The 21,658-nt window shown below is 42.6% G+C and carries 12 protein-coding genes; 4 read left to right on the plus strand and 8 right to left on the minus strand.

The window, feature by feature from the left end; genetic code table 11:
* The first annotated feature begins 32 nt into the window (after positions 1-32).
* Positions 33-1,373, plus strand: coding sequence for a hypothetical protein (locus JGK22_RS01200; RefSeq protein ID WP_293204138.1), 1,341 nt, complete (start codon positions 33-35; stop codon positions 1,371-1,373).
* Positions 1,366-7,185 (plus strand): DEAD/DEAH box helicase, encoded by a 5,820-nt coding sequence (locus JGK22_RS01205; protein ID WP_293204137.1) that lies wholly within the window; start codon positions 1,366-1,368, stop codon positions 7,183-7,185. The genes JGK22_RS01200 and JGK22_RS01205 overlap by 8 nt, the downstream gene beginning before the upstream one ends.
* Before the next feature lie 16 nt (positions 7,186-7,201).
* On the opposite strand, the gene JGK22_RS01210 is transcribed toward JGK22_RS01205, so the two are convergent.
* The 8 genes from JGK22_RS01210 to JGK22_RS01245 form a co-directional block, all read right to left on the minus strand.
* Positions 7,202-8,317 carry a hypothetical protein gene (locus tag JGK22_RS01210; protein ID WP_293204135.1) on the minus strand — a complete coding sequence of 372 codons (1,116 nt, stop codon included), beginning with the start codon at positions 8,315-8,317 and terminating at the stop codon, positions 7,202-7,204.
* A gap of 20 nt (positions 8,318-8,337) precedes the next feature.
* Positions 8,338-9,603 carry an ATP-binding protein gene (locus JGK22_RS01215; RefSeq protein WP_293204133.1) on the minus strand — a complete coding sequence of 422 codons (1,266 nt, stop codon included), beginning with the start codon at positions 9,601-9,603 and terminating at the stop codon, positions 8,338-8,340.
* A 2-nt stretch (positions 9,604-9,605) separates the two neighbouring features.
* On the minus strand, positions 9,606-10,475 hold the full coding sequence (locus JGK22_RS01220; RefSeq protein WP_293204131.1) for a hypothetical protein: 870 nt from the start codon (positions 10,473-10,475) through the stop codon (positions 9,606-9,608).
* 423 nt (positions 10,476-10,898) lie between these two features.
* Entirely contained in the window at positions 10,899-14,183 is a 3,285-nt protein-coding gene (locus JGK22_RS01225) for a hypothetical protein (RefSeq protein WP_293312176.1), read from the minus strand.
* Between the two features lie 689 nt (positions 14,184-14,872).
* On the minus strand, positions 14,873-15,706 hold the full coding sequence (locus JGK22_RS01230; RefSeq protein ID WP_293204127.1) for a hypothetical protein: 834 nt from the start codon (positions 15,704-15,706) through the stop codon (positions 14,873-14,875).
* Positions 15,703-17,052: a GNAT family N-acetyltransferase gene (locus JGK22_RS01235; protein ID WP_293204125.1), complete on the minus strand. Its 1,350-nt coding sequence runs from the start codon at positions 17,050-17,052 to the stop codon at positions 15,703-15,705. The genes JGK22_RS01230 and JGK22_RS01235 overlap by 4 nt, the downstream gene beginning before the upstream one ends.
* 584 nt (positions 17,053-17,636) lie before the next feature.
* Entirely contained in the window at positions 17,637-17,822 is a 186-nt protein-coding gene (locus JGK22_RS01240; protein WP_293204123.1) for a hypothetical protein, read from the minus strand.
* 287 nt (positions 17,823-18,109) lie between these two features.
* Positions 18,110-18,688: a hypothetical protein gene (locus JGK22_RS01245; protein ID WP_293204121.1), complete on the minus strand. Its 579-nt coding sequence runs from the start codon at positions 18,686-18,688 to the stop codon at positions 18,110-18,112.
* Between the two features lie 229 nt (positions 18,689-18,917).
* On the opposite strand from JGK22_RS01245, the gene JGK22_RS01250 reads away from it, so the two are divergent.
* Together JGK22_RS01250 and JGK22_RS01255 are read left to right on the plus strand one after the other, a co-directional pair.
* Positions 18,918-19,145: a hypothetical protein gene (locus tag JGK22_RS01250; RefSeq protein WP_293204119.1), complete on the plus strand. Its 228-nt coding sequence runs from the start codon at positions 18,918-18,920 to the stop codon at positions 19,143-19,145.
* A 300-nt stretch (positions 19,146-19,445) separates the two neighbouring features.
* Positions 19,446-21,203: a helix-turn-helix transcriptional regulator gene (locus tag JGK22_RS01255; protein ID WP_293204117.1), complete on the plus strand. Its 1,758-nt coding sequence runs from the start codon at positions 19,446-19,448 to the stop codon at positions 21,201-21,203.
* The last annotated feature ends 455 nt before the right edge of the window (positions 21,204-21,658 follow it).

Consider the following 21,658-nt stretch of genomic DNA (forward strand, 5'->3'; position numbering starts at 1 on the left):
ACTTAATAAAGTTAAATAGATTCAGAGGTAAAATGGCTAAAATTCAACGTTGGTACATAGGATTTTCATACAAGGGGAACCCTAAAGAACTTATCGAGCAAGTTTCCAAGCAAATACAAAAACAAAATATCAGTCAATATGTGCCACTTTTGCGGCTGGAAAAAGGAGTAAAATCGAGAAAAAACTTTTATTTTTTTCTCGCAATCGAAAGTAGCACATTAGGAGAAATACCTCCAGAAATCATCAACTCAAGTTTGCTCAAGTTTCCGTGTTTTAAAATTTCCGCAGTTCCCGGCAATAAGAGCTTTACCTATGAACAGATAAAACCTATGGTTGGCGCTGCCCATGATGTTAAAGATTACACTAACCCCATTCCTTATCAGCCTGTAGAGAAAGTCACCTATGACAACCCATTTGACGCGATCGCCTCATCGCCTATCAATCAATCGTCACTCGTCGATATTGAGGCACTTTCCGACCGTTACGAACACCTCCTCTACTGGCTATCTGCCCTTGGTTGCGGAACGTGGGAATCTTTCAAAAAAGCCTGCGATGCTCTGAAACTTCAGGAACCAAAACGCATTTTACGGAGGCTTAGGTTGCTTGGGCATATTGAGTGTTCTTCAGACGGTGCGCGATGGTCTATTGCTCCTACAGCTATCGTTAAAATTAAATCGCACTCTCCAGAATTTCTTCTTTGCGGTCAACGCAGCATCAAGTTGCTGAAGCAGTTGGAAAAATATACAGATATAATTCCCAGTCACCAACCAAGAGGAGACGCACCGCCTTGTATTCGTCTGAATGTGAGTGACTTTAATATAATTACAAGCCAGACCAGCGAGTTTTCTATCATTTACGCTGGGGAAGTATCAAGCCGACTTGCTGAAATTTTACCCAATCTTGCTACTTGGAAGCAGAGTCTCAGAAGCTTGCAGGGAATTGTGCCGAGTTTATACGAATGGAAGCGCTTTAATAGTAATGATTTTGTTAGCTGCATCTCTCCCAATCAAACAGGTATGTACCAGATGTGGATGAGGGAGGAGAGCTATCGCGATCGCCCCCACTATACACTCTTTTATGACCAAGAAAGCGCGATCTGGCTACAAGGAGACTGGTACGGCTTGCGATTTCTGGCGTTGCAGCACAGTGGCTTTGAATGCGTTGCACATTACGATCGCGCTAACTGGCGTTTAGCAATACCTATCTCCCAGCGTTGGCCTGAAATTTACGAACGTGCTCTAGTGCTGGCATCTGGACAACTCCCGACTTATCAAAATTCCTGGTTGCTCTACGAGAACGTGCCGATCGAAGTAATTTCTCTGATAACTGATAAACTTAATGTAAAGTGCTCAGAGGTGCCTGCCAGTGCATGACTTAGTTGGGGCGTATCAAAGACTCGATCGCATTTATCAGCTATATATCAAAAGTGCCTTTCCCCTGCGTTACCGCGCTTTGGCTGATGAACGTGATCGCCTCCTACAGCAACCAGGCATCTTGAGTCAGCCTCCTTTAGTTGAGCCTGTCCCGATTTATCCATCATCGGGGATGAATTTGTCAGCCGCAGCCAATCAACTGCCCTCCGAATACCACAACTTGGCACAACTTGGGCAAATGATTTTCGATCCGGGAGTCCAGCTTTATCAACACCAGTGGGAAAGCCTGCGGGAAGTGCTGGTTAACCAACGAGATTTAGTCGTGACTACTGGTACGGGTTCCGGTAAAACCGAATGTTTCCTCTTACCGCTTTTCGCACAATTAGCAAGGGAATCCCAAACTTGGGAGGCTAATCCCCAACCGCCATCAAATCATCGTTGGTGGGATAAAGATGTAAATTCTAAGGTCGATCGCGTATCTCAATTGGCGCATACACCCCGACCAAAAGCTCTCCGTGCCTTGATTCTCTATCCTCTTAATGCGCTAGTTGAAGACCAATTGCGTCGGCTGAGAAAAGCACTGGAAGCACCGTCAGTACATCAGTGGTTAGATCGAGAACGTGGCAGAAACCGAATTACTTTTGGTCGTTATACCGGACAAACGCCTGTTTCAGGAATCCAAAAAGACGATAGCATCAAACGACTGAGGAACGAATTAAGAGAAATTGAACAGCAGCGGCAACAGGTAGAGATAGCAATTCAAAATAATCCTTCTCTGCTTCAGGATATGCCCGATTTGCCTTACTACTTCCCGCGACTTGATGGCGGTGAAATGTGGTCTCGGTGGGATATGCAAGATAGTCCGCCGGATATTCTGATTACTAATTACTCGATGCTCAACATTATGATGATGCGGAGTATCGAAAACAATATCTTTGATGAAACTCGTAACTGGCTGGCAAGCGACCCAGAAAACCAATTTTTCCTAATTATTGATGAACTTCATGCTTATCGCGGTACGCCGGGGACAGAGGTTGCTTATATTCTGCGATTGTTGTATTCGCGTTTGGGATTGACACCCGACTCGCCACAACTACGGATTTTGACAACAACGGCAAGTCTCGATCGAAATCAGCAAGGTAGAGACTTTTTGCGTGAGTTTTTTGGACGCGATAATTTTGCCTTCATCACAGGGCAACAAACCCCACCAACACCAGGGGCAAGATTCAATTTTTCGACCTATCAAAATGCTTTTGCCCAGTTTGCTCAGTCAGTACAAGCTGACCCGTTGCAGGAAATGCAACCGCCAGATCCAGTATCTAATCAGGTGCGGAATGCTATGTCTAATTTGGTTATGCAACTGGGACAACCGGCGGCATCTGGACTAAGTGCTCCACAACATCTTGGCGAAGCACTGGCTACTTTAGGCGCAGCAGATGTACTGAGGGATGCTTGCCGCGAAGTCGATCGTCTGCTTAATCCAAGTAATCCTAACCCTACAGTGAGGGCTACGAAAGTTATAGACCCAAATAACTCAAATAATCCAACAGATTTAGACCGTCAAATTTTCTCTGGTGCTGCGAGTAATGGGTTGGTATCTGATGCGATGCGGGGGCTACTTCTAGGATTGGGAATGTCTCAACGAGTGAGTACGGGGCGATCGCCCCAACCCGTGCGCGGTCATTTATTTTTCCACAATTTGCAAAACTTATGGGCTTGCTGTAATCCTAACTGTACCGATTCAGCAGTTGATCGCCATATCAGGCAGAACGCTCCGAATACTCCGACTGTTGGGGCAATTCATGCCACTCATCGCCTTAGCTGCTCCTGTGGTTCTCGTGTTTTGGACTTAATTATTTGTGAAGTGTGTGGAGAGGTTTTTCTTGGCGGCTACAACAAAACTACTCAACGAATAGGAAACACAAATGTAGAAATTCTTACACCAGATCAACCAGATTTAGAGGGAATCCCTGACCGTATTACTCTCAATCAACGCTACGGAAATTATAGAGTTTTTTGGCCTTTGCCTGGAGAGACACCTGTTTGGGATACGCAGCCACAAGACCCAGAATGGACGCTTGACAAAATAAAACGCCGATGGGTTCGTGCCAAGTTAAATCGGACTACAGGCGCACTTACGCAGAATAGCACTCAACCACAAGTCGATGAAGAAATACCAGGGTGGCTATATCACGTTGCTGGCAATCATCCAGAAGAACGAGCATTGCCAAGTAAATGTCCTCGCTGTGATGCTGACTACGGAAGACGAGACAAATTTCCTACTCCCCTGCGTTTCCACCGAACCGGATTTCAGAAAGCTTGTCAGGTACTTGCCAGTGGTTTGCTTAGAGAAATGCCAGCACCACCCAGCTTATCTCAACAGCAGAGTAGCTCATCTCGCAAGCTAGTTATCTTCTCCGATAGCCGCCAGGATGCTGCGAAGTTGGCAGCCGGAATGGAGCGAGATCATTATCGCGATATGGCTCGGATGTTGTTGATTCAATCTTTCCAAGATTACTGGAATGACCTGGTAGCCTTTCTCCGCATCACTTGTGCGAATAACCAAGCAGCACTGGCTAGATTGCAGGCTTTAAATCCTAATCTTAACGCTGCGGTAACATCACCCAGTCGCCCAGACGATATGGAAAGGCGCAACCGATTTGGCAATGCCTATTCTACCCAAGTAAATGAAGCTGTTTGCTGGGTGATGGATTCACCCCCATTCAACCCGCAGGCTCGCAACCAATGGGTCGATTTACTCCAGCGCTTCCCACGGCGAATTCTTCTTTTAGATTTGCGGCGAACAGTTAGAGATAAGCTACTAGAATACGGGATTTGTCCGGGGGGGACGGATTTTAGGGCTTTAAAATATTCACTAGGACAAGGAAGCGGTCAAAATTGGCAACCTTGGTTTGATTGTTATCACTGGGGAAGCAATTCAGTCACACCAATTGTCTCTCCCACACCGCAACAGAGCAATCACATTAATCGGTTAGAGGATTTGCTAACCGCTGAATTGATGTATGCTATTTTCCCACACATAGCTCGGACAATTGAAGGACTAGGACAGGGTTGGGTTAGCTATCAACCTCAAGGGAACCCAACGCCTACTCTTATTCAAGCAACTGAGGCAGTTATCCGACAATTAGGGACTCGGAAATTGCACCGCTATTTTCCTTATTTCCGCCTGGGAAATAACTCGGATTTATCAAATTTTGCTCAACGTTATATTGCGAGAACGGGTTTAGCACCAGCCGACATCCAGCAACAATTAATCCAGTCGCAAGTTGGCATACCCAGTAATGGAGGACTTGCACTCGATCCCGATCGGCTCTATCTTGTTTTACCACCCCCGGCAAACCCTGATGGTTCGCGTCCGGGATTCCGTTGTCTGCAATGCAATACTTTCTTTCTTCAACCTGCTGCTGGAGTTTGCCCAGAATGTAACAGCGATCGCCGTTTTGACAAACCCAATATTCCCACAATTCATCTAACACCCGGACAGACAACCACTGACTTTGATTACTATACCTATCTCTCAGAACAATCAGGTCAGCCCTTCCGCATGAATGCAGAGGAATTAACAGGTCAAACTGACAAAAAAGAGCGAACTAAACGCCAGCGTTGGTTCCAAGACATCTTTATCGATAATGAAATTGGGCGGGTTCAGGGAATTAATTTACTGAGCGTCACAACGACAATGGAAGCGGGAGTTGATATCGGTGCATTGCTAGCAGTAATGATGGCAAATATGCCACCACGTCGCTTTAATTATCAACAGCGGGTAGGTCGTGCTGGCAGACGTTCTGCGGGAGTTTCATTAGCTGTTACCTTCTGTCGAGGCAGAAGTCACGATGACTTTTACTTCCAGCGTCCTGAAAGTATCACAGGCGACCCCCCGCCACCGCCTTATGTTGAGATGAAAAGTGAAGAAATATTTCAGCGCGTTCTCACTAAAGAAGTTTTGCGGCAAGCTTTCCCGCTTGCCAAATTGCATTTAGAAGCAATGGGAGTTAGTTTAACATCTGATGGCACTGACAACGTACATGGTGAATTTGGCACCGTTACTGATTGGACTCATTACGCACCGGAAATCGCCAATTGGTTGAATGACCAAGCGAATGAGCCAGCAATTTTGTCAGTTTTAGATATTTTGCGGGTGCAAACAACATTACCGAATGCTAGTAATTCTCAAATGTTGGATTATCTCCGCCAAGACTTGATAAATGACATTCAAAATGTTGTCAACGAACCCACATATACGCAAGATGCACTGAGCGAACGTTTGGCAAATGCAGGGTTATTACCGATGTTTGGTTTTCCAACGCGAGTGCGTTTGCTTTACACACGCTGGCCGTCACCTGGCGCTCAATGGCCACCAGAAACAGGAATAGTTGATCGCAACCTCGATGTAGCTATTAGCCAATTTGCTCCAGGGTCGCAAACTGTCAAAGATAAAGCTGTTCACACTGCCTGTGGTGTAGTTGAGTTATATCCTCAAGGCAACACAATTGCGACCGCACCAGGCTTAGTCCCAGCACTCACTCAGGGCAACCAATCTCTCGGACTTTGTAGTAACTGTCAAGCGGTAATCTACCCGCACATAACCTTAAATGAACCACTCCCTGGCGGTCAGCGATCGCCAACAACTCAATGTCCAGTTTGCGGTGTAAATGATGCGATGCGTTGCATTGATGCCAGGGAACCCAAGGCATTTTTTACAGACTTGCAACCAGAGGACTTTGATGGGCAATTTGAGTGGCAACCGCGATCAACACGACCTTCTTTGAGTATCCCTCCGAATGATGGCAGGCGTGCAAATAATGGCACGCCTGCATTTGTCCTTAATGCTTCTGTATCTGCATTCAATGACAATATCATTTCGGTTAATGATAATGGTGGCGAGGGGGGATTCGACTTTCAGCAGGCAACTGTTTTTGGACGGCAGAAACCCGGAGCTTATGCTGTGTCTCCTGACCCCTCTAGCATGGTCGGTACGTCTGGATCGGCCTACCGAGTAGCGTTATTGTCTCGTCGAAAAACGGATATTCTGCTAGTTAATCTCGTGCAATGGCCTAATGGCATATTTGCCAATCCAACTACAGTTGAAGGCCGTGCTGCTTGGTATTCTTTTGCCTTCTGGCTGCGGGTAGCGGCTGCTTCTCTGCTTGATGTGGATGCACTTGAGTTGCAGGCCGGTTTTCGATCGCTAGAGCAAAATGGAGCGATTATAGGTCAAGCTTTTCTTTGCGATCAGTTAGAAAATGGGGCGGGTTATTGTCGGTTTCTCGCCCAACCGAATGAGTTTCAACTACTGATGGAACGGGCAGATCCAACGATTCCAGGAAGTATTGCCAGTCAGTGGATGAATCCTCAAGCACATGGAAGTGAATGTGATACTTCCTGCAATTTGTGTTTGCGGGACTATCAAAACCTTGCTTATCACGGGTTATTGGATTGGCGACTGGCTTTAGATATGGCACGATTGGTGTCTAATCCTGCGTCCGCGATCGATCTCAACTCTTCTTGGGGCAATTTTCAGAATCCTTGGCTCAACTTAGTCCAAGGCCCAATTCCTGCTGCACTTCAACGCTTGGGTTATGGTGCGTCGGTGCCGTTTGGGACTCTCACTGGCTACGTTCACCAGAATGCTCGACGGCGGACAATCAAAATGATTCGACATCCTTTATGGAATGATGACCATCCAGAGTGGATTGCAGCGGTGGCGATCGCACGATCGCAGTATCCTGGTTATCAGGTGGAGGCTGCTAACCCGTTTATGGTACTGCGGAGACCGGGAGATTGTGCGTAGATTTTTGTCTAGCAAATCATTTTTGCTTATAGCGAGTGGCGCTTGGTGTTTGACTGTTTCTAAAAAGCGGTTCCCAATTTGTACTGGGTTTATGAAAAAAAGGTAATGTATTATTGGGACAACTATAATGATGGCAGGTTAAGGCTCCCGACTCACGATAGCCTACGGATGATTTTCCAGAAGCACGCAGGCAATATTTTTCTATGAAATCACCATATTCTGATTCAGATATTTGGTGGTTAGCGAGAATATCCATAATTTCTTGGCTTTTATAGCCAAGCATGGGTTTATAATAGATAATCTCACTGTTCTCAGGAGCAAATTCTATACTAGCTAAGTTGAATGATGTAGCTTGAACTACATACATAAAGATAAACGATGACTGTTGATATGCAGGATATTGTTCGAGTAACTTATTGATTTTCCGAATACATTTGGCGAGTTGATTACCAGAACCGTTAGTATAGTCCATAAACACAAAAACTGATGTTTCATGGTCTCCTTTACCTGCTTGAAAATACTCGCTCAGAGGTCTGATTTTTTTGCCATCAGTAGAGCTAGTAGCCGTAAGAGCCGATCTTTCATAAATTGCCCACAGTCGATGTTGACTTTCAACAGATGTATCTGAAGGTGAAGGCAACATAGCATATCTAATAATCTTATTTCTCAACCATTTTTTAAATTCAGCTTCATTATCTTTCAAAGCAACTTTAGGATCGTCACGAAAAGCTTTCCAAAGATTCTCTTTTCTCAGAAGTAAGTCAAGTAATTTTTCCTGTAAATTTCGAGTAGCTGATTCAATATCAGTTTTCGAGAAAAACTGAAACTTACTCAAAAGTATATGTGCTATGTTTTTATCCATAGTAGTTTCAAATTGATTCAGCCAGTCTCGGATTTTTTTCGTTGATATAGAACCTTCCCAGTTAGAAAACCTATCATAATAAGCTTCGCTGTCCGTTTTTTCATCAAATAATAAAGTATTTTCTACCTGTCTTTCTTCTGGCAAAATAGAAGATATAGGTCTTCTATAGGGGTTCATTATATCTGACTGTTTTCTTCGCAATAATTTAATTTCCTTCGTTATATTATCTCCCTTTAAGTTGAGGTACTGATTAGAATCTTTTTGGGTCATATATTCGACGCTTTTTCTTATTAAATTCTTTCACGGGAACGGAAGATATCTTGGAAAATTAAGCTAGTGAGGGTGTACCTATATGGTCTTTGCCCAAACACTTCTAAATACTCCGATCCTAACTTATTTTTAAGTTCTACACGTGCTCTATTCAACCTATAATCAGCTTTTTCATCGGACAGTCCATAAAAATATGAAATTGAACAAGCATCCTTCAATTTCAAAAGCTCTGGAATAGACTGCCTTCTCCCACCGCTAAAAAAGAGAATATTCAAAAAAGCCTCAGATTCTTCCGAAAACTTGAAACTGTCCCGTAACTCTGAGAAATATGATAAGGCGTAAACTCGATAAGTATTACTGAAAATTCTTCTAGCAGTTTCAATACTAACCGAAGTGTGGTGGGGTTCTGCTTCTGCCCAAAGCAATTGGCCAATAGTTTCTACATATCTTGGAACTCCTCCAGAGACTACTGTAATAAAATCAATTACTTCCTCTTCAAAAGGATAAATTTTATTAGTTGTTCTAAAAGTAACTGAACTGTTTTTTGTTTCTATATATTCTTTCACTTCTGAGAAAGGTAGAGGAGTTATAATTTTAAAGTTAAACCTAGCCTCTTGTAACTGTTTAGCTTCTGAAATAATTTGACTGTAGTATTCTTGAGTGACACTTATACACAATCCCCAACCCGGTCTGGTTGAAAATTTTTCGGACAACCCGTGCAAAAAAGTCATAAAATATGAAAGTTTTAGTTCTAGGTTGGAAAAGAGGAGCTCTACTTCATCAAAAGCAATTAATATATTCTGTTTCTGCGTTCGATTCAGCATTTCCAAAAAAACTTCAAATAAATCGATAAACTCTATCTTCTCGAATAATACTTCATCTTGTTTAGTCAAACATCCTTCTCTAATCAAAACGTTATACATCTTGGTAAAAATGGCTCCAAGAAGACTCTCAAAGTGCTTATCTGGCTGGCTGGACGCTGCAATAGGCGTAACTATCTCAGAGAATTTAATGGGTATGCAGATGCCGTTTCTATCATGAAATTCTTTGGCTATAAGATTTAATAAAGTTGTCTTGCCATATCCATAATCTCCAACAAAAAATAGTTTTATTGGTCTCTTTATATTGAGTGATTGTCTAACCTCTTCCAGGAGATTGTTAATAAACTTTGTATGAACAATTGTAAAGTCATATTTCTGCTCTAATACTGACATAGCAGAGCCAGAAGCGACGTAGGGATTTAGAGCAGGCGGTACAAGGTTTCCCTTAACATCTTGATAGGACATACTTAGACAGCAATAGCAGGTTCTAGAAGTTTGATAAATCCGTAATTGACTCCTCGAATGTCAATACACTCAATTCCCATATTACGGGCAAGCTGAGACTTGGTTGTCCTTAATTCGATGCGGTGAGTCAGTTGCAACTGAATCAGATGTTTTTTAAAGTGTTCTTCCGTATAATCTGATCCTTGCGTCATAATTCTATCACGAATCTGAGCAACTGGAACTAGACCCAGACTTTTCTGGGCAATATCGCGGTAATTTTTTAAAATAAAGTCTAAAAGGTTTAAGTAATTGTCAATTTGTATCTTGTGTCTATAAAACAGATCGAGATAACCCACCCCTGGATTACCAACATAGCTATAGCCACAATGTTGTATTAATAATTCTTGAAGTTGAGCCAGTTCAGGGTTTTCTGATAATTGATACTTTTCAAAAAGTAAAAATCTATCGTTACTGTAAGTTTTAACAATTTGGGAATACTGAGAACAAATTTGAGTTAAATTTTCATTAAACACTTCAAGAGAAGAAGACTTTTTAGCCAGAGTCTCTAAGGGTTTAATAACTTCTATTTGAGACTGAACAGAAATTGATGCTCTGGTTTTTTCAGGCTTAGTTTCTGAATATAACTGACCATCTGCTTTATAAATATCGAGAACATAAAAACCAGCTAAATAGTTTTTTATAGTTGTAGCCGACATGGGCGTTCCTGCTGGCTTTCCTTTATGTGCCTTATGAGTAACTAGCTTACCTTCCAGCCAAGACAATGCAGCCTTTAAGGTCAGACCTTGATTAGCTACAAGCCCCTCTGCCAGTATCCTCATGTCCTCTTCATAATACTCTTTGGGTAAGTAAAAAACTGGAATTATCTTGGACATAGTACCTTTAAGCGTATAAGTAAAAGGTTGAGTCTATTGCAGTAAACACTAATGTCACAATATTTTACTGCTCTCTGCTATATGGGTTAAGACCTCCTGAATGCAACTTACCTTCTCAAGGTTATCACCAAATCTGGCAAATAGGTAATCGATTAAACCGTTAGGGTCTCGCCTTGAGAGGAGAACCCATAAACCTCAGATCCTCGGTAAGCTTTGCTAACGCAACCTGGAGCGAACATAAGTGGTAGAAACACCATCCGCCGGAAGAGGCTGATCGCTCAGGTCTGTTAACAAATGATATCAATTCCGGCTGCACCGGAATGATTAAACCGCAGAGAGGGCAGAGGACACAGAGAATAGAGAGATGAGTAATTCCGATGAAGAGAGGATTTGATATGAGCCGGAGTCCTCACCCTTTAAAGATTAATCCCGACGGCGAAGCATAATCTCTAAATGTCCCTTTTTGTACAAAGTCTTTAAAAGTTCCCATACCTCCTGATTATGTGGCAAATTTTGACGAAGTTGGCTAATGGCGATCGCACCGTTGTCAGAGCTAATGACATTTAAAAGCTGTCTTTCTTGCTCCAGAAGACTTTCATCTCTTTTAAAATTAATTTCTTTCAATTTATCCTGAAGAACCTGACCACGTTCAAAAATAGATTTGAGTTCGTTTATCTGTTCTTCAAGGTTGGCTAAGCTGTCGATATTGCTCCGCAACGCTGACGCGAGCGCAGATGGTAACTGATCTCTTTGTAATGATAGCTGTGTTTTTAAATCAGTGAGTTGACTCAAAAACTCAGTCACATCTTGGTCGCGTTCTTGGGAAATAAAGGAAAAATCACGTTCTAGTTGCTCCCATTCTGAAATCCAACCTTCGCACAATTTTTGCAAATTTTCCTCAAAAACTCGTCTCAGAATGTGGTAAGAGCCATCCCGGTCTTCATCATCAAATTTGCATAGATTTTTCAAAGGAGATTCATTAATTGAAATTAGAGCCAGTAACGCTTCGTAGCGAGTTAGTATTTGCTCGAAAGCTTCTCGACGCGATCGCCGCTCACCACTAATTTCTTCTTCAAGTTCAACCAAAGGTTGTTGCAGAATCTCATACTGTCTAAAACTCTCAAGCTGATTATTACTAAAATGCGTAACAACCCGGTCAACAAAGTCATCATCATAACGCATCAGGCGCTCTGGGTTGTTATTCAAATTCTCTCGTAACATCTGTGCCCGATTTAGAATAATCCGCCACTTCTCTAAACCGTCTACCAACTCCTCAAGTCTTAATTTAGTGCTTTCGCAAGTTGGCAAAAACTGCGGACAATGGTTTAGCTGACGATGCAATGCCAGTATATCGGTTTCATTTGTTTTAAGCGAACTAGCTAGACTTATGCAATCTTTATCTAGCTGATTTAATTGCCTTGCCAAATTCGTTCTGTGGTCATTTAGACAAGCTTCAAGACCACTATTGCCAAGAATTATCTGACTAACCTTAGAAGCATTCAAGTCGCTAGTGAACTTTTCTAACCTAAGTTTAATTGCGCGCAGTTCTTTTTGCATAACTGACCGTTTCTCATTACAAAATCCTTCCAGACGTTCCTGATTCGCTTGTATATTTCGATGAACTTGGTCGAGAGCTACATCTGACTCGTAGTTAGTATCAAGAATTTTTTGCTCCTCATTTATATTTTCGTTGATTTCATGTAAAAGCGTCTCATCAAAAGTTTCAATTAACGAAGAAACCCTGGCAAAAAGTTCATTTAATTGACCATTTAACTCATCTGGCTCTAATTCCAAACTGGCTTCGCGGACAACATCCGTCGAACGCTCCCACTCTATGTAACGTCGCCGTTGCAACCATTCAAGAGCTTCTTGAAACTCATTTTCAAGATAGCCAAGCAGTTTTACTTCTTTCCATAACTTTGAATACTCTAATACTTTAATGTCTTGCTGACCCCACGCCGTCTCAAGTGTTTGTATTATCCCTTTTGATTGCAGTTTCTCTTTAATAAATGATTCCAGAGGATGTTCTGTAAATTTGATGTGGGAATTTCCTTCTTTCCGTTTGGCAATTTTCTCACCAGTCATCAGACTGTGCTGCTTGAAAATTGCTAAAACACTAGGCAGCGTCGAACTCGTCATTTCAAACAAATTTTCAAATCCTTCTTTGGAAACTTGATACAACTGACGACCCCGGCGAACAGATAGAGGTACTTTTTCTAGCAGTAACTTATATTTTAATAAGGTCGGACGCAGACTATTGTAGAAAGAGTTATAATCGGGAAACAAAGCTTTACATTTCTGATAGAAAACGGATTCTATAAGTTTATTCTCCGCACCATTTACACCCTTTAGACCTACAATTTCCCAATTTTGAGGTGCAATCGCGGGAAACAGTAATCGCATGGCATACTGGTGACACTCTTGACGATGGTGTTCTAATCTAGAGCGATCGGCTTTGCTGACTTCAGGATTTTTCGAGAGCCAGTCTTGAATATAATGAGACAAACTCAACAGCGTACAAACCGAACATTGCTCGGAAGGCATGACTTTGCGGAGTAAGCCGAAGGATGTGGGATATTCGCCTGTAAAACTTCGACTTAACTGAAGATGGAAGTCTACTTGATTGGTTCCCGCGATCGCAGTTAAAACTTGTGGGACGATAGTTGCTTTTTGGTCATAAGTCAAGTAAAATCGCCAATCTAAGTGAGTTTCTTCTGGGGGTTTAAACCTCATCAAACCGGAATTTTTACTCCCGACACTAATGACAATAGAACGCTTGGGAAATTCAGCATTATATCTCTCAGGAGCACCTGTTAATAAATTAAAAAATCCAAATCTGTCCTCCTTCCACTCCCCTTTATAACGCCAAGACCAATTAGCTTTTTGACCCGCTCTAGAAAGTGGAAAAAGTAAAGGTGTAATTTCAGATTTGATAATGGTTGTTGCCATCTCTTCTTTTTTAGCATCGTTCCACTCTCCCAACCATTGCTGACGAAATCGATTAAGAATTTTATCTACAACTGTGGGGATGCTTGTCTGAAGAAGAGCGACTAAAGCAAAGCTATGCTCTGTAGGTTGTATAATGTGCAGACCGTAAAAATTGTCATCTTCGGCTAGTTTTTTCAACTCCTTTAAGAGGTTAAATTCTTTAGCTACAGTTTCTGAAACACCTGACGGAAAACCAGCAAGTAGCTTGATTACTTCTCGTCCTTTTGAGTGTTTGGGAAAGGAGATCAACGGCTCCAAGGTTTTGATAGTATTGCTAATTTTGTGTTGTTCAGTGCCATATAACTGCACTTGTCCTTCTAGATAATCCTGAATCAAATCTAAAGGAGTGTAGGGACGCTGATTATTTTGGGCAAAATGGACGATGCGTTTAAATACTTCAATGACGGTGCGGGGGCCATTGCTGAGGTTTTGTCGATCGCATAATTGCCCCAAACTTTCAATTGTTGCTGGATGTGCCAGGTGATTTTGCTGCGCCTTATCTTCCAGAAAATTAGTACACAAAGAATTCCAAAGTTTTCCAGGGAACTCAGAGTTGTACGCACCAGCTAATCTGAGGGAAACTTTCTGTTCCTTCATACGGTGAATAATATCACCAGCTTGTTCTTCAATAGCTGATTCAGTCGGAGTAGTCGGCATACTTAGGATTAATGCAACAGGCGCAGAACCCAAAGCTCGCATTCCTTTAACTAAATCGCTCAAAATCTGGATGCGAACGCTAGCACCTTCTTCTGTTCGCAGGAATTCTTGGCTTTCATCTGCAAATATTGCTAAACCAGCAAAACCTGCTTGTCGGAGGATGGGAACTGTCTCCTGCCAAAAATTTAAAACATTATCAGTATTTGTGGTGTCAGTGTTTAATTGTTGAATAATTTTTAAAGCTTTGTCTTCAGATAACTTGTACTTGAGCGCTATTTCTGCTGCTATATTTTGCTGAGACTTCAAGCCATATTTGCGATACAGCGTCTCAATTTGAGGAATAAGTTCTGGTTGGACGCACGTTTTTATCCAGCCATAAGTGGCAACCATCAAGTCTCCCAGTTCTTTGAACTTGAACGGCGGCACCGCTACTATCTTATGATTCTGACACTGCTGCCATAAATAAATTAGTGTTGCTGTCTTGCCATAACCATAGTCAGCACTTAGGTAACCGTTGACAGGTTTACCCTTACAAATTTCCTCAATCAAATGGTCTTTTAGAGTTTTTACGGGTTCAATTGGGTTATAGCTGCTTGCATATAAATCATAAACTCTGGCTACTTCTTGAGGATCATTTTCTATCTGGGAGGGATTGACTGTATCGACAATTGCTTGGATCAAGTCTAGTTGTTCTAATAATCTTTTCATGGATTGTAAATATAAAATTTGTCTCGGAGAATGTCAATACTTACTTAAAGCAATTGAGTCCAATCAGGGGATTTGGTCAGCATTACCCATTGTCCGTACCCCCCTTCATAGCCACAGTCAAAGAAGCCACCTTGGTCATAATCATAGGTGCATTTAGCATTATCTATGCTACCATCTAATCCGCTCGGATCTAGCAACAACATTTGACAGATAGCGTCTTGAACTTCTTCTCGCAAGAAAATCTTGACTCCATAGGTTCGTTGCCGTTGCTTGTAGATTGTGTCTACTGCCTTAAGTAAAATAGGAGCAGCGGTAAAGTAGCGGCGGCTAAAGTGCTCGTATTTGCCTTCTGGTTCTATGACACTGGGTGATAGCGATCGCAACCAATTGAGGACACCCGCCACACTCGTATCACTGAATGCTATTTCACTGGTAGGTAGTTCAAACTTCACAGCAGCCTTTTCAATTACTTCTCCAACTAGGGACTTTTTTTCGGGCGGTGATAAAACAACTTCTTTTCGCAACCAGAGTTGTTGTACAACTGTAGCATAAGTCCAAGAAAACCTTTTTTCAACTTCTTCTTGGTGCAGATTATAAATTACCAAATGTAAAAAATCTCCTAGCAATTCGGGGTTAGACTGTTGAATTTTAGCTGCTATTTGACCAAGAGGTGTCAGTAAGGGTGGATTTTTTTTTGAAATAATTGAAAGGTTCCGCAAGAATGGGAATACTACCTTTTGGAGAACGGAAAGTCCTAAATTACAAGTAGACGCAAGTTGTTCAAAATTTGTTTCTTGATTTCTTAAAAAATCAAGAATTGCAGCTACTCTTTCTAGCGTCGTGTTTTGCTGAATGTGTAAAGTTAATTTGTTGCTCATAAAGCGCGATCTAAAGTATCCAACCAAGCTGTCAAATTGTGCATAATCCGATATTCTCGACTGGTTCTCAATTTATCAATACTTTGACAAAAATAACATGAATGTTGCGTAGATTGTTTGAGTTCCTCTAGACCAGCTTTAGTAGTTTCAAAGCTGCGTCTAACGGTTATTTGAATTTGAGAAGTACCCGGAAAAAAGATGCTGCCGAAGGCTCCTGCTTTTGACCAGGTTGAGCTATCTAAGCTATGGGGTACAAGGGAGTTGTTGCGGAGGCGATAAAAGCTGTTTGGGCCACCAATGCCAAAGCAGTGAACTTTCATGTTTTTTTCGCTGGCGATACTGCAAACAATCTTAAACAATGCCAAACTGGATTGAGAAATCACATTAACGCTGCCGTTTGGGCCTGATGTTCCCCAGGAGCCGAAGCCGATACGGGTAATGCCCATTTTTGCATAGGTCTCAATGCAGCGATTGATTTGGTTAATATTGCGTCCGTGTACAGGGGCGATCGCGCGTTCTTGTACGCGAACGGGCATTTTACTGAAAAATTTTTCGCAATGGTAAAGCGTTTCGCGAACTTTATACTCCACTATTTCATCCGAATCAGTTGAGATGGGTACGATATCGGGCAATACATACCCATCTGCCCAGGTATTATTGTGATAAAAATTATCTAAAAATTCCAGCAGCTGATCGTAAGTAAATTTCCCCTGTTGCACCTGATATGCACCGCAATCTAGCCAGACTTCAGAAATGTTTCCCACATCTTTTTGTTGACGAAAGTATTCTGTAGTAGAAGCTGGGCACGTTATCGGTGAGTAAAGAACGTGAGCAAAGGGATTACGCCGATCGCCACCAGAATTCCACAACTGCCGACTGCGTTCAATTTCAGGGCCACCAGCACTTACAGCCGCCACAAACTTGGGAGTTGTCAGAGCATTACCGCATAATATCTTTTCCCAAACAACCAAAGAGCGACGTTTACCAGGCTCAATTTGTACTCGATCAAATCCCATCTTGTTGTAAAAGCCGTTAGCTTCTATGTCCAACGGGCATTTTAGGCGCAGTTTTGTAATGCCGCACTTCCTGCTGTGTTCTTCCCATGCAGAAATGAGCTGACGACCCATGCCTAGCCTGCGGTGGTTTGGAGAAACGCAAAGATGGTAAAGGGTAGAGATTTTGTCTCGACGGTGATGAAAATGGAGAAAGCCGAAGGGGTGGTAAAGAATTTCACCGCTGGCGATCGCTTCTGCCAGAACTGCCCGATTCACAAAGCCTATCTCTTGCCGATGGGCATCGGCAAGCACCTTAATCTGAAATAGCTCCTCGCTCGAAGCAAATACCACCCTTGACTCCAAACACCTAGTCTGCACGCGTACCTCACTTCTTCTAACCAACGGACGTGGACAAGTGTAGTCCATGCCCGCACCCGTTAATCTTACACTTGCTTCCGGTAAGATGTATCGACCTTCAGTCCAGGGCTTAAACTAAAAAAACCCAGAGGGCATGGTGGATGAAAGGGCGATCGCTTTTCTCCCCGGATCGGGCAGTATTCTAAGTAGTGGCAACAAAAACAATCGCCATACTATGAAAAAATCAGCTTTTACGGTTATGGCAAAACCAAAAAGATACCCCAACAATTGGCGAGAGATTGCGCTTTCCGTAAAAGAAAGCGCTCTTTGGCGCTGTACTAAGTGCCGCCAACAATGCCTCAGACCAGACAAACAAAGCAACAGCAACTTAACTAAATCCGAGCGTTGTTCCTTAACTTTGACCGTGCATCATCGCAACAGAATACCGGAAGACAACCGCCCAGAAAACTTAATCGCTCTTTGTACCGCCTGCCATCTGTCGTATCATAATCGAGGTCAATCCAACGTCTCGCCCGGGCAGTTATCGCTATTTCCCGATGATGCGATGGATTGGGATATCATGGATGGTTGTCTGGAATCGGCACAGGACAATCTATCTGAGCCGAATCTGCAACCATTAGTTTGAAAAGCTCAAAAGCAGCCGTGCAATCTCCCAATGCTCGATAGGTGTTCATGGCATCGGCTAGCCCATCGTTGTTTATCCAGACAACGCTGTCGGGAATTATGGTTGATAGCGGTTTCATGGCCGTTAAACTGTTGTTATGAAGTCGCTGTTTGGTTACTGACTTTTTATCAACTGATTAGCGACCACGAGAAAATTAAAAAAAACTATTTCCTTTCCGGGACACCGAACGATTTGGCATCCCAAATACCCCAAACTTCTCGGGCAGAAGATACGGCACTTTGAACTGCTTCGGCGGACGATCGCCCAAAAACTGTTATCTTTCGAGGCGGATGGTACTTGTTCGAGGTGGATTGTGTTTGCGAGTTACGGTAACAACCCACTGAAATTGATGGCTCCTGAGCGCTCTCATCTCTCGTCCCTCCCGTCGCCCGGTGTAGATGCTGTCGGTGCTTCGGATTGGTTGGATTGAGCAAGCGCGATGCGGGTACACAGCTCTGCCGCTAATTCGTTTTGTTCCACACGACAAAGAGCCCGCACTGTGGGGAACCAAGGCTGCAAATGCGATAAGTCGTTGTTGACGCTACCCGAATACGCTTGGAATGGATCGCTTTCCAAACAAACGAAGGTTCGCAAAGCATACAGTTCATCCGAGTTGAGTCCGTCTAATCGGTTGATTAAGGATTCCAGAGAATATTTTCTGGGTGCTGTGTATCCCGTAATCGCTTGTTCTCCCAGTTGCCACCAACTCATCATGTTGGCTTGTTCGATGCCACACAGAATCTCTAACTTGCGGACGCACACGTAAACCGGCTGTCCGTCTTCTTGTATCGGTTTGTCCTGGTCATCCAGCAGCCGACCGGTGACGGTTTCAGAACGAACATTTGTTACTTCGATGGGTCCCATTGTGGTGGTGACGCAGGGGTTAGGGATTTCGACAAAGCTTGGTTGGGCGGCTGGTGGTTGCTGCCCGTAGTCTGCGAACATAGAAGAAATCTCCATTTATTTGTGAGTGTCACACCCCGCCCTTTGAGATTGCGAGTCATGGGGGGCGGGGTTTGATTTTGGTGTTGCATGAATTTCCCCAATATACCACTTCTGAGTCCCTTTGTGGTCCCTTAGAGGGGTAATTATGTGCCATGAGGAATCTAGAAGGACTTAGAAGTCCCTAAATCCTTGTAGGATAAGCAATATATGAATTGTGGAAATATTGAAAATGCCCGAAATTGATGCTCCTAAAATGGTACGCATAGATTTTTCCGTGCCTGCTCCGCTTTTAGAGCAAATGCAAGAATTAGCAAAAGATGAGGGTTGGAAGCCTGCCGAATTACACCGGATGCTCTGGGTACTAGGTTTTTCAGCTTATACCGAACAGAGCAACAAACGTTTGGTCAACGATCGACTCAGGGCAAACAAGGCAAAAGATAAACTGGAACCCCAGTAAAAACACCTCTGAACTCACTCGCGTACACAAAAAGTTAAAGGTATTGTTGGGAAATTATTTTCAGGCTCGTATTGTTGTGGTAAGAAAGTATAGATTAGGGGGCTGTATGCAAAGCACTATCTGCCACAAGCAAAATATAGCGGTTCTCAGATAGATTCTATATATATCAAAGGTCAAAAACCTTGATGTATATAGAATCTGGCATACTTCACCTTTGTAAAAAAGGCTATATGTACGGCTTATTAAATACAGCCAGGAGAATTAATTGCATATGTAGTAACATAACAACACATCATCCTTATGAAAAATCACGCTCGCATCCAAGAATACGCTCTCAAGCTCAATAGAGAAGGTAAACTTCAATATTCAATATTAGTGAATCTTGCTACCAGATTATATCACAATTTGAAAACAAAAATTTTCCAAGAAGATGAAATAGAAAAATTTCTATATCAGGAATTAAAAATTACCCCACAATTGATAGTAGATCTAGAAAAAGAATTTGAAAAATACTTTACATCTGATTTTTGGGAACAAAATGCGGAGTGGATTTTGAATAAATTAGATACCTGGAATCAAGGAGAAAATCTATCAGATATTCAGCCTAAAACATTAAATTTTAACCCTGACTCATCCTTTCCCCAATCCGAATCATGGACAGAATCTCAGATAATTAATGCGTGTGTATATCATGCTACCGATAAATTATTACAACAAAGAAGTATAAAAAACCTATCCGCAACTCAGTTAGTAAATATCTTAAAACTTGCACCTTTTCCAGTTCCAGTAACAGAATCCCTATTATTCAGAAATAAATCTGTAGAAGCCTTTCCAACAGCAGCCATGATAGCTTCCAGTGTCCGCGCACAAATTCGTCCAGACTTATGGTGGGAAGCTCCCAGCAGTATTGCTGTTTTCCAACATGAAGCAAAGGGTAACTCAAGCAATTATATTGAGCATTACATTTCCAGCCCAGGTGACATTACCCTGCTACCTTGGAGCGAAGCTCAGCAAATCATTGATAAGTTTGGGTTTACCAGTGCCAAACTACACATTATTTTTGCAGCTCACACCATGAAACAGGAGACTCCTTGGCACAGCAGCTTCACGCTAAAAGCTAGCGATATTGTCAATGAAATGGGATGGGATAAAAATCACAAAAAAAATCAAATAGAAAAGCTACTAGAAATTGCTAATACAGCCTTTGCTCTTGATTGTCTGTTGGTTAAAGCCGTTTGGGTTGAGGGAAGGAATAAGAAAGGGCAAATTATAGCTAGCGCTCCTGTAGGAAGAATGTGGAATGTCTACATCAAACCCCAAGGTCAGTTAAATTTTGAAGGGAAGATAGACAGCCCCCATGAAATTTACATCACAGTCCAGCCCGGATTGTGGACTCAAGATTTTTTGAACCGAGCTGGAGCAAAATCACGGGAAGCATTATATCAGTTTGGCTACCTTTCCCAACAAGTTCTGAGAATTGATCCATACCATAACGAATTTGCCCTGAGACTAGCAATTCATGTCACTATAGAAAGCCGATTTCACACCAGCGGTGAATACCGAGTCTTGACCCTGCTAAATACGATTTTACCCTCTGTAGAAATTGACTTAGCTCGTAGTGCTCACCGTAAAGCCTACAAATTAAAGCAGAAGTGGGATAGTGCCTTAAAACTATTAATGACTCTGGGGTGGCAAATTGAATTTGATCCAGAAACTTACCCAGAGAAACTTCAGCCTGAGAACAAAGAAAGAAACCCAAAAGGCTACCTGGATAGGTGGCTGGTGGCCAAAATTATCATACTTCAGCCAGAACCTATCCCAGTCCTGCTAGCAAGCAAGGTTGAGCCTCAACAATTAAAGCCTGCTTTGCCAAAACCAGTCCCGATAACAGGTGCTTCCGTGCGAAAAGCCCGTGAAGGCAAGGGATGGAACCAGAGAAAATTGGCTGGTTGGTTGGGAGTCTCGCAATCGCTGATTGCTCAGATAGAACTCGCACAGCGGACTGTCAGCCCAGAATTAGAGGCTAAATTGCTAACGCTGCTGGACATTCCTGACTGAGGTTAAGCAGTAAATTGACTCATCATGTCACTAGCCTTCCTAAAGGGCTAGTTTTTTTGACATCCTCCTGCACTAACTCGATCGGGTTAGTGCAGTAGGATGCCAAACCTCACCATTTAGACTTTCTCTTTCGTTTGACTGTAGCCAAGGCATTCAGCCGACATTTTTGTAATCAAGTTGGTAGCAATCGTGTAATCACAAAAAAAGTCTTTAAAATCAAGCTTAAAGCTTTATAGAGTATAGGTTTAAGCTTGATTACAAAAACATCCACATCCCAGGACAATCTTATCCACATCCCAGGACAATCTTATCCACATCCCAGGACAACGATTTTTCAAAACCTTTGTTCTGCCAGGGTTTCAGGTTTTGATTACAACTCCTAGTAGTCTAATAAGACTAAATCCGCTGCCAGATACCGCAACGATCGACCTGACAAGATGGAAAAGACAGTCGCA

Origin of the sequence: Microcoleus sp. PH2017_08_TRC_O_A (assembly GCF_020738665.1) — a bacterium.
GTDB lineage: Bacteria > Cyanobacteriota > Cyanobacteriia > Cyanobacteriales > Microcoleaceae > Microcoleus.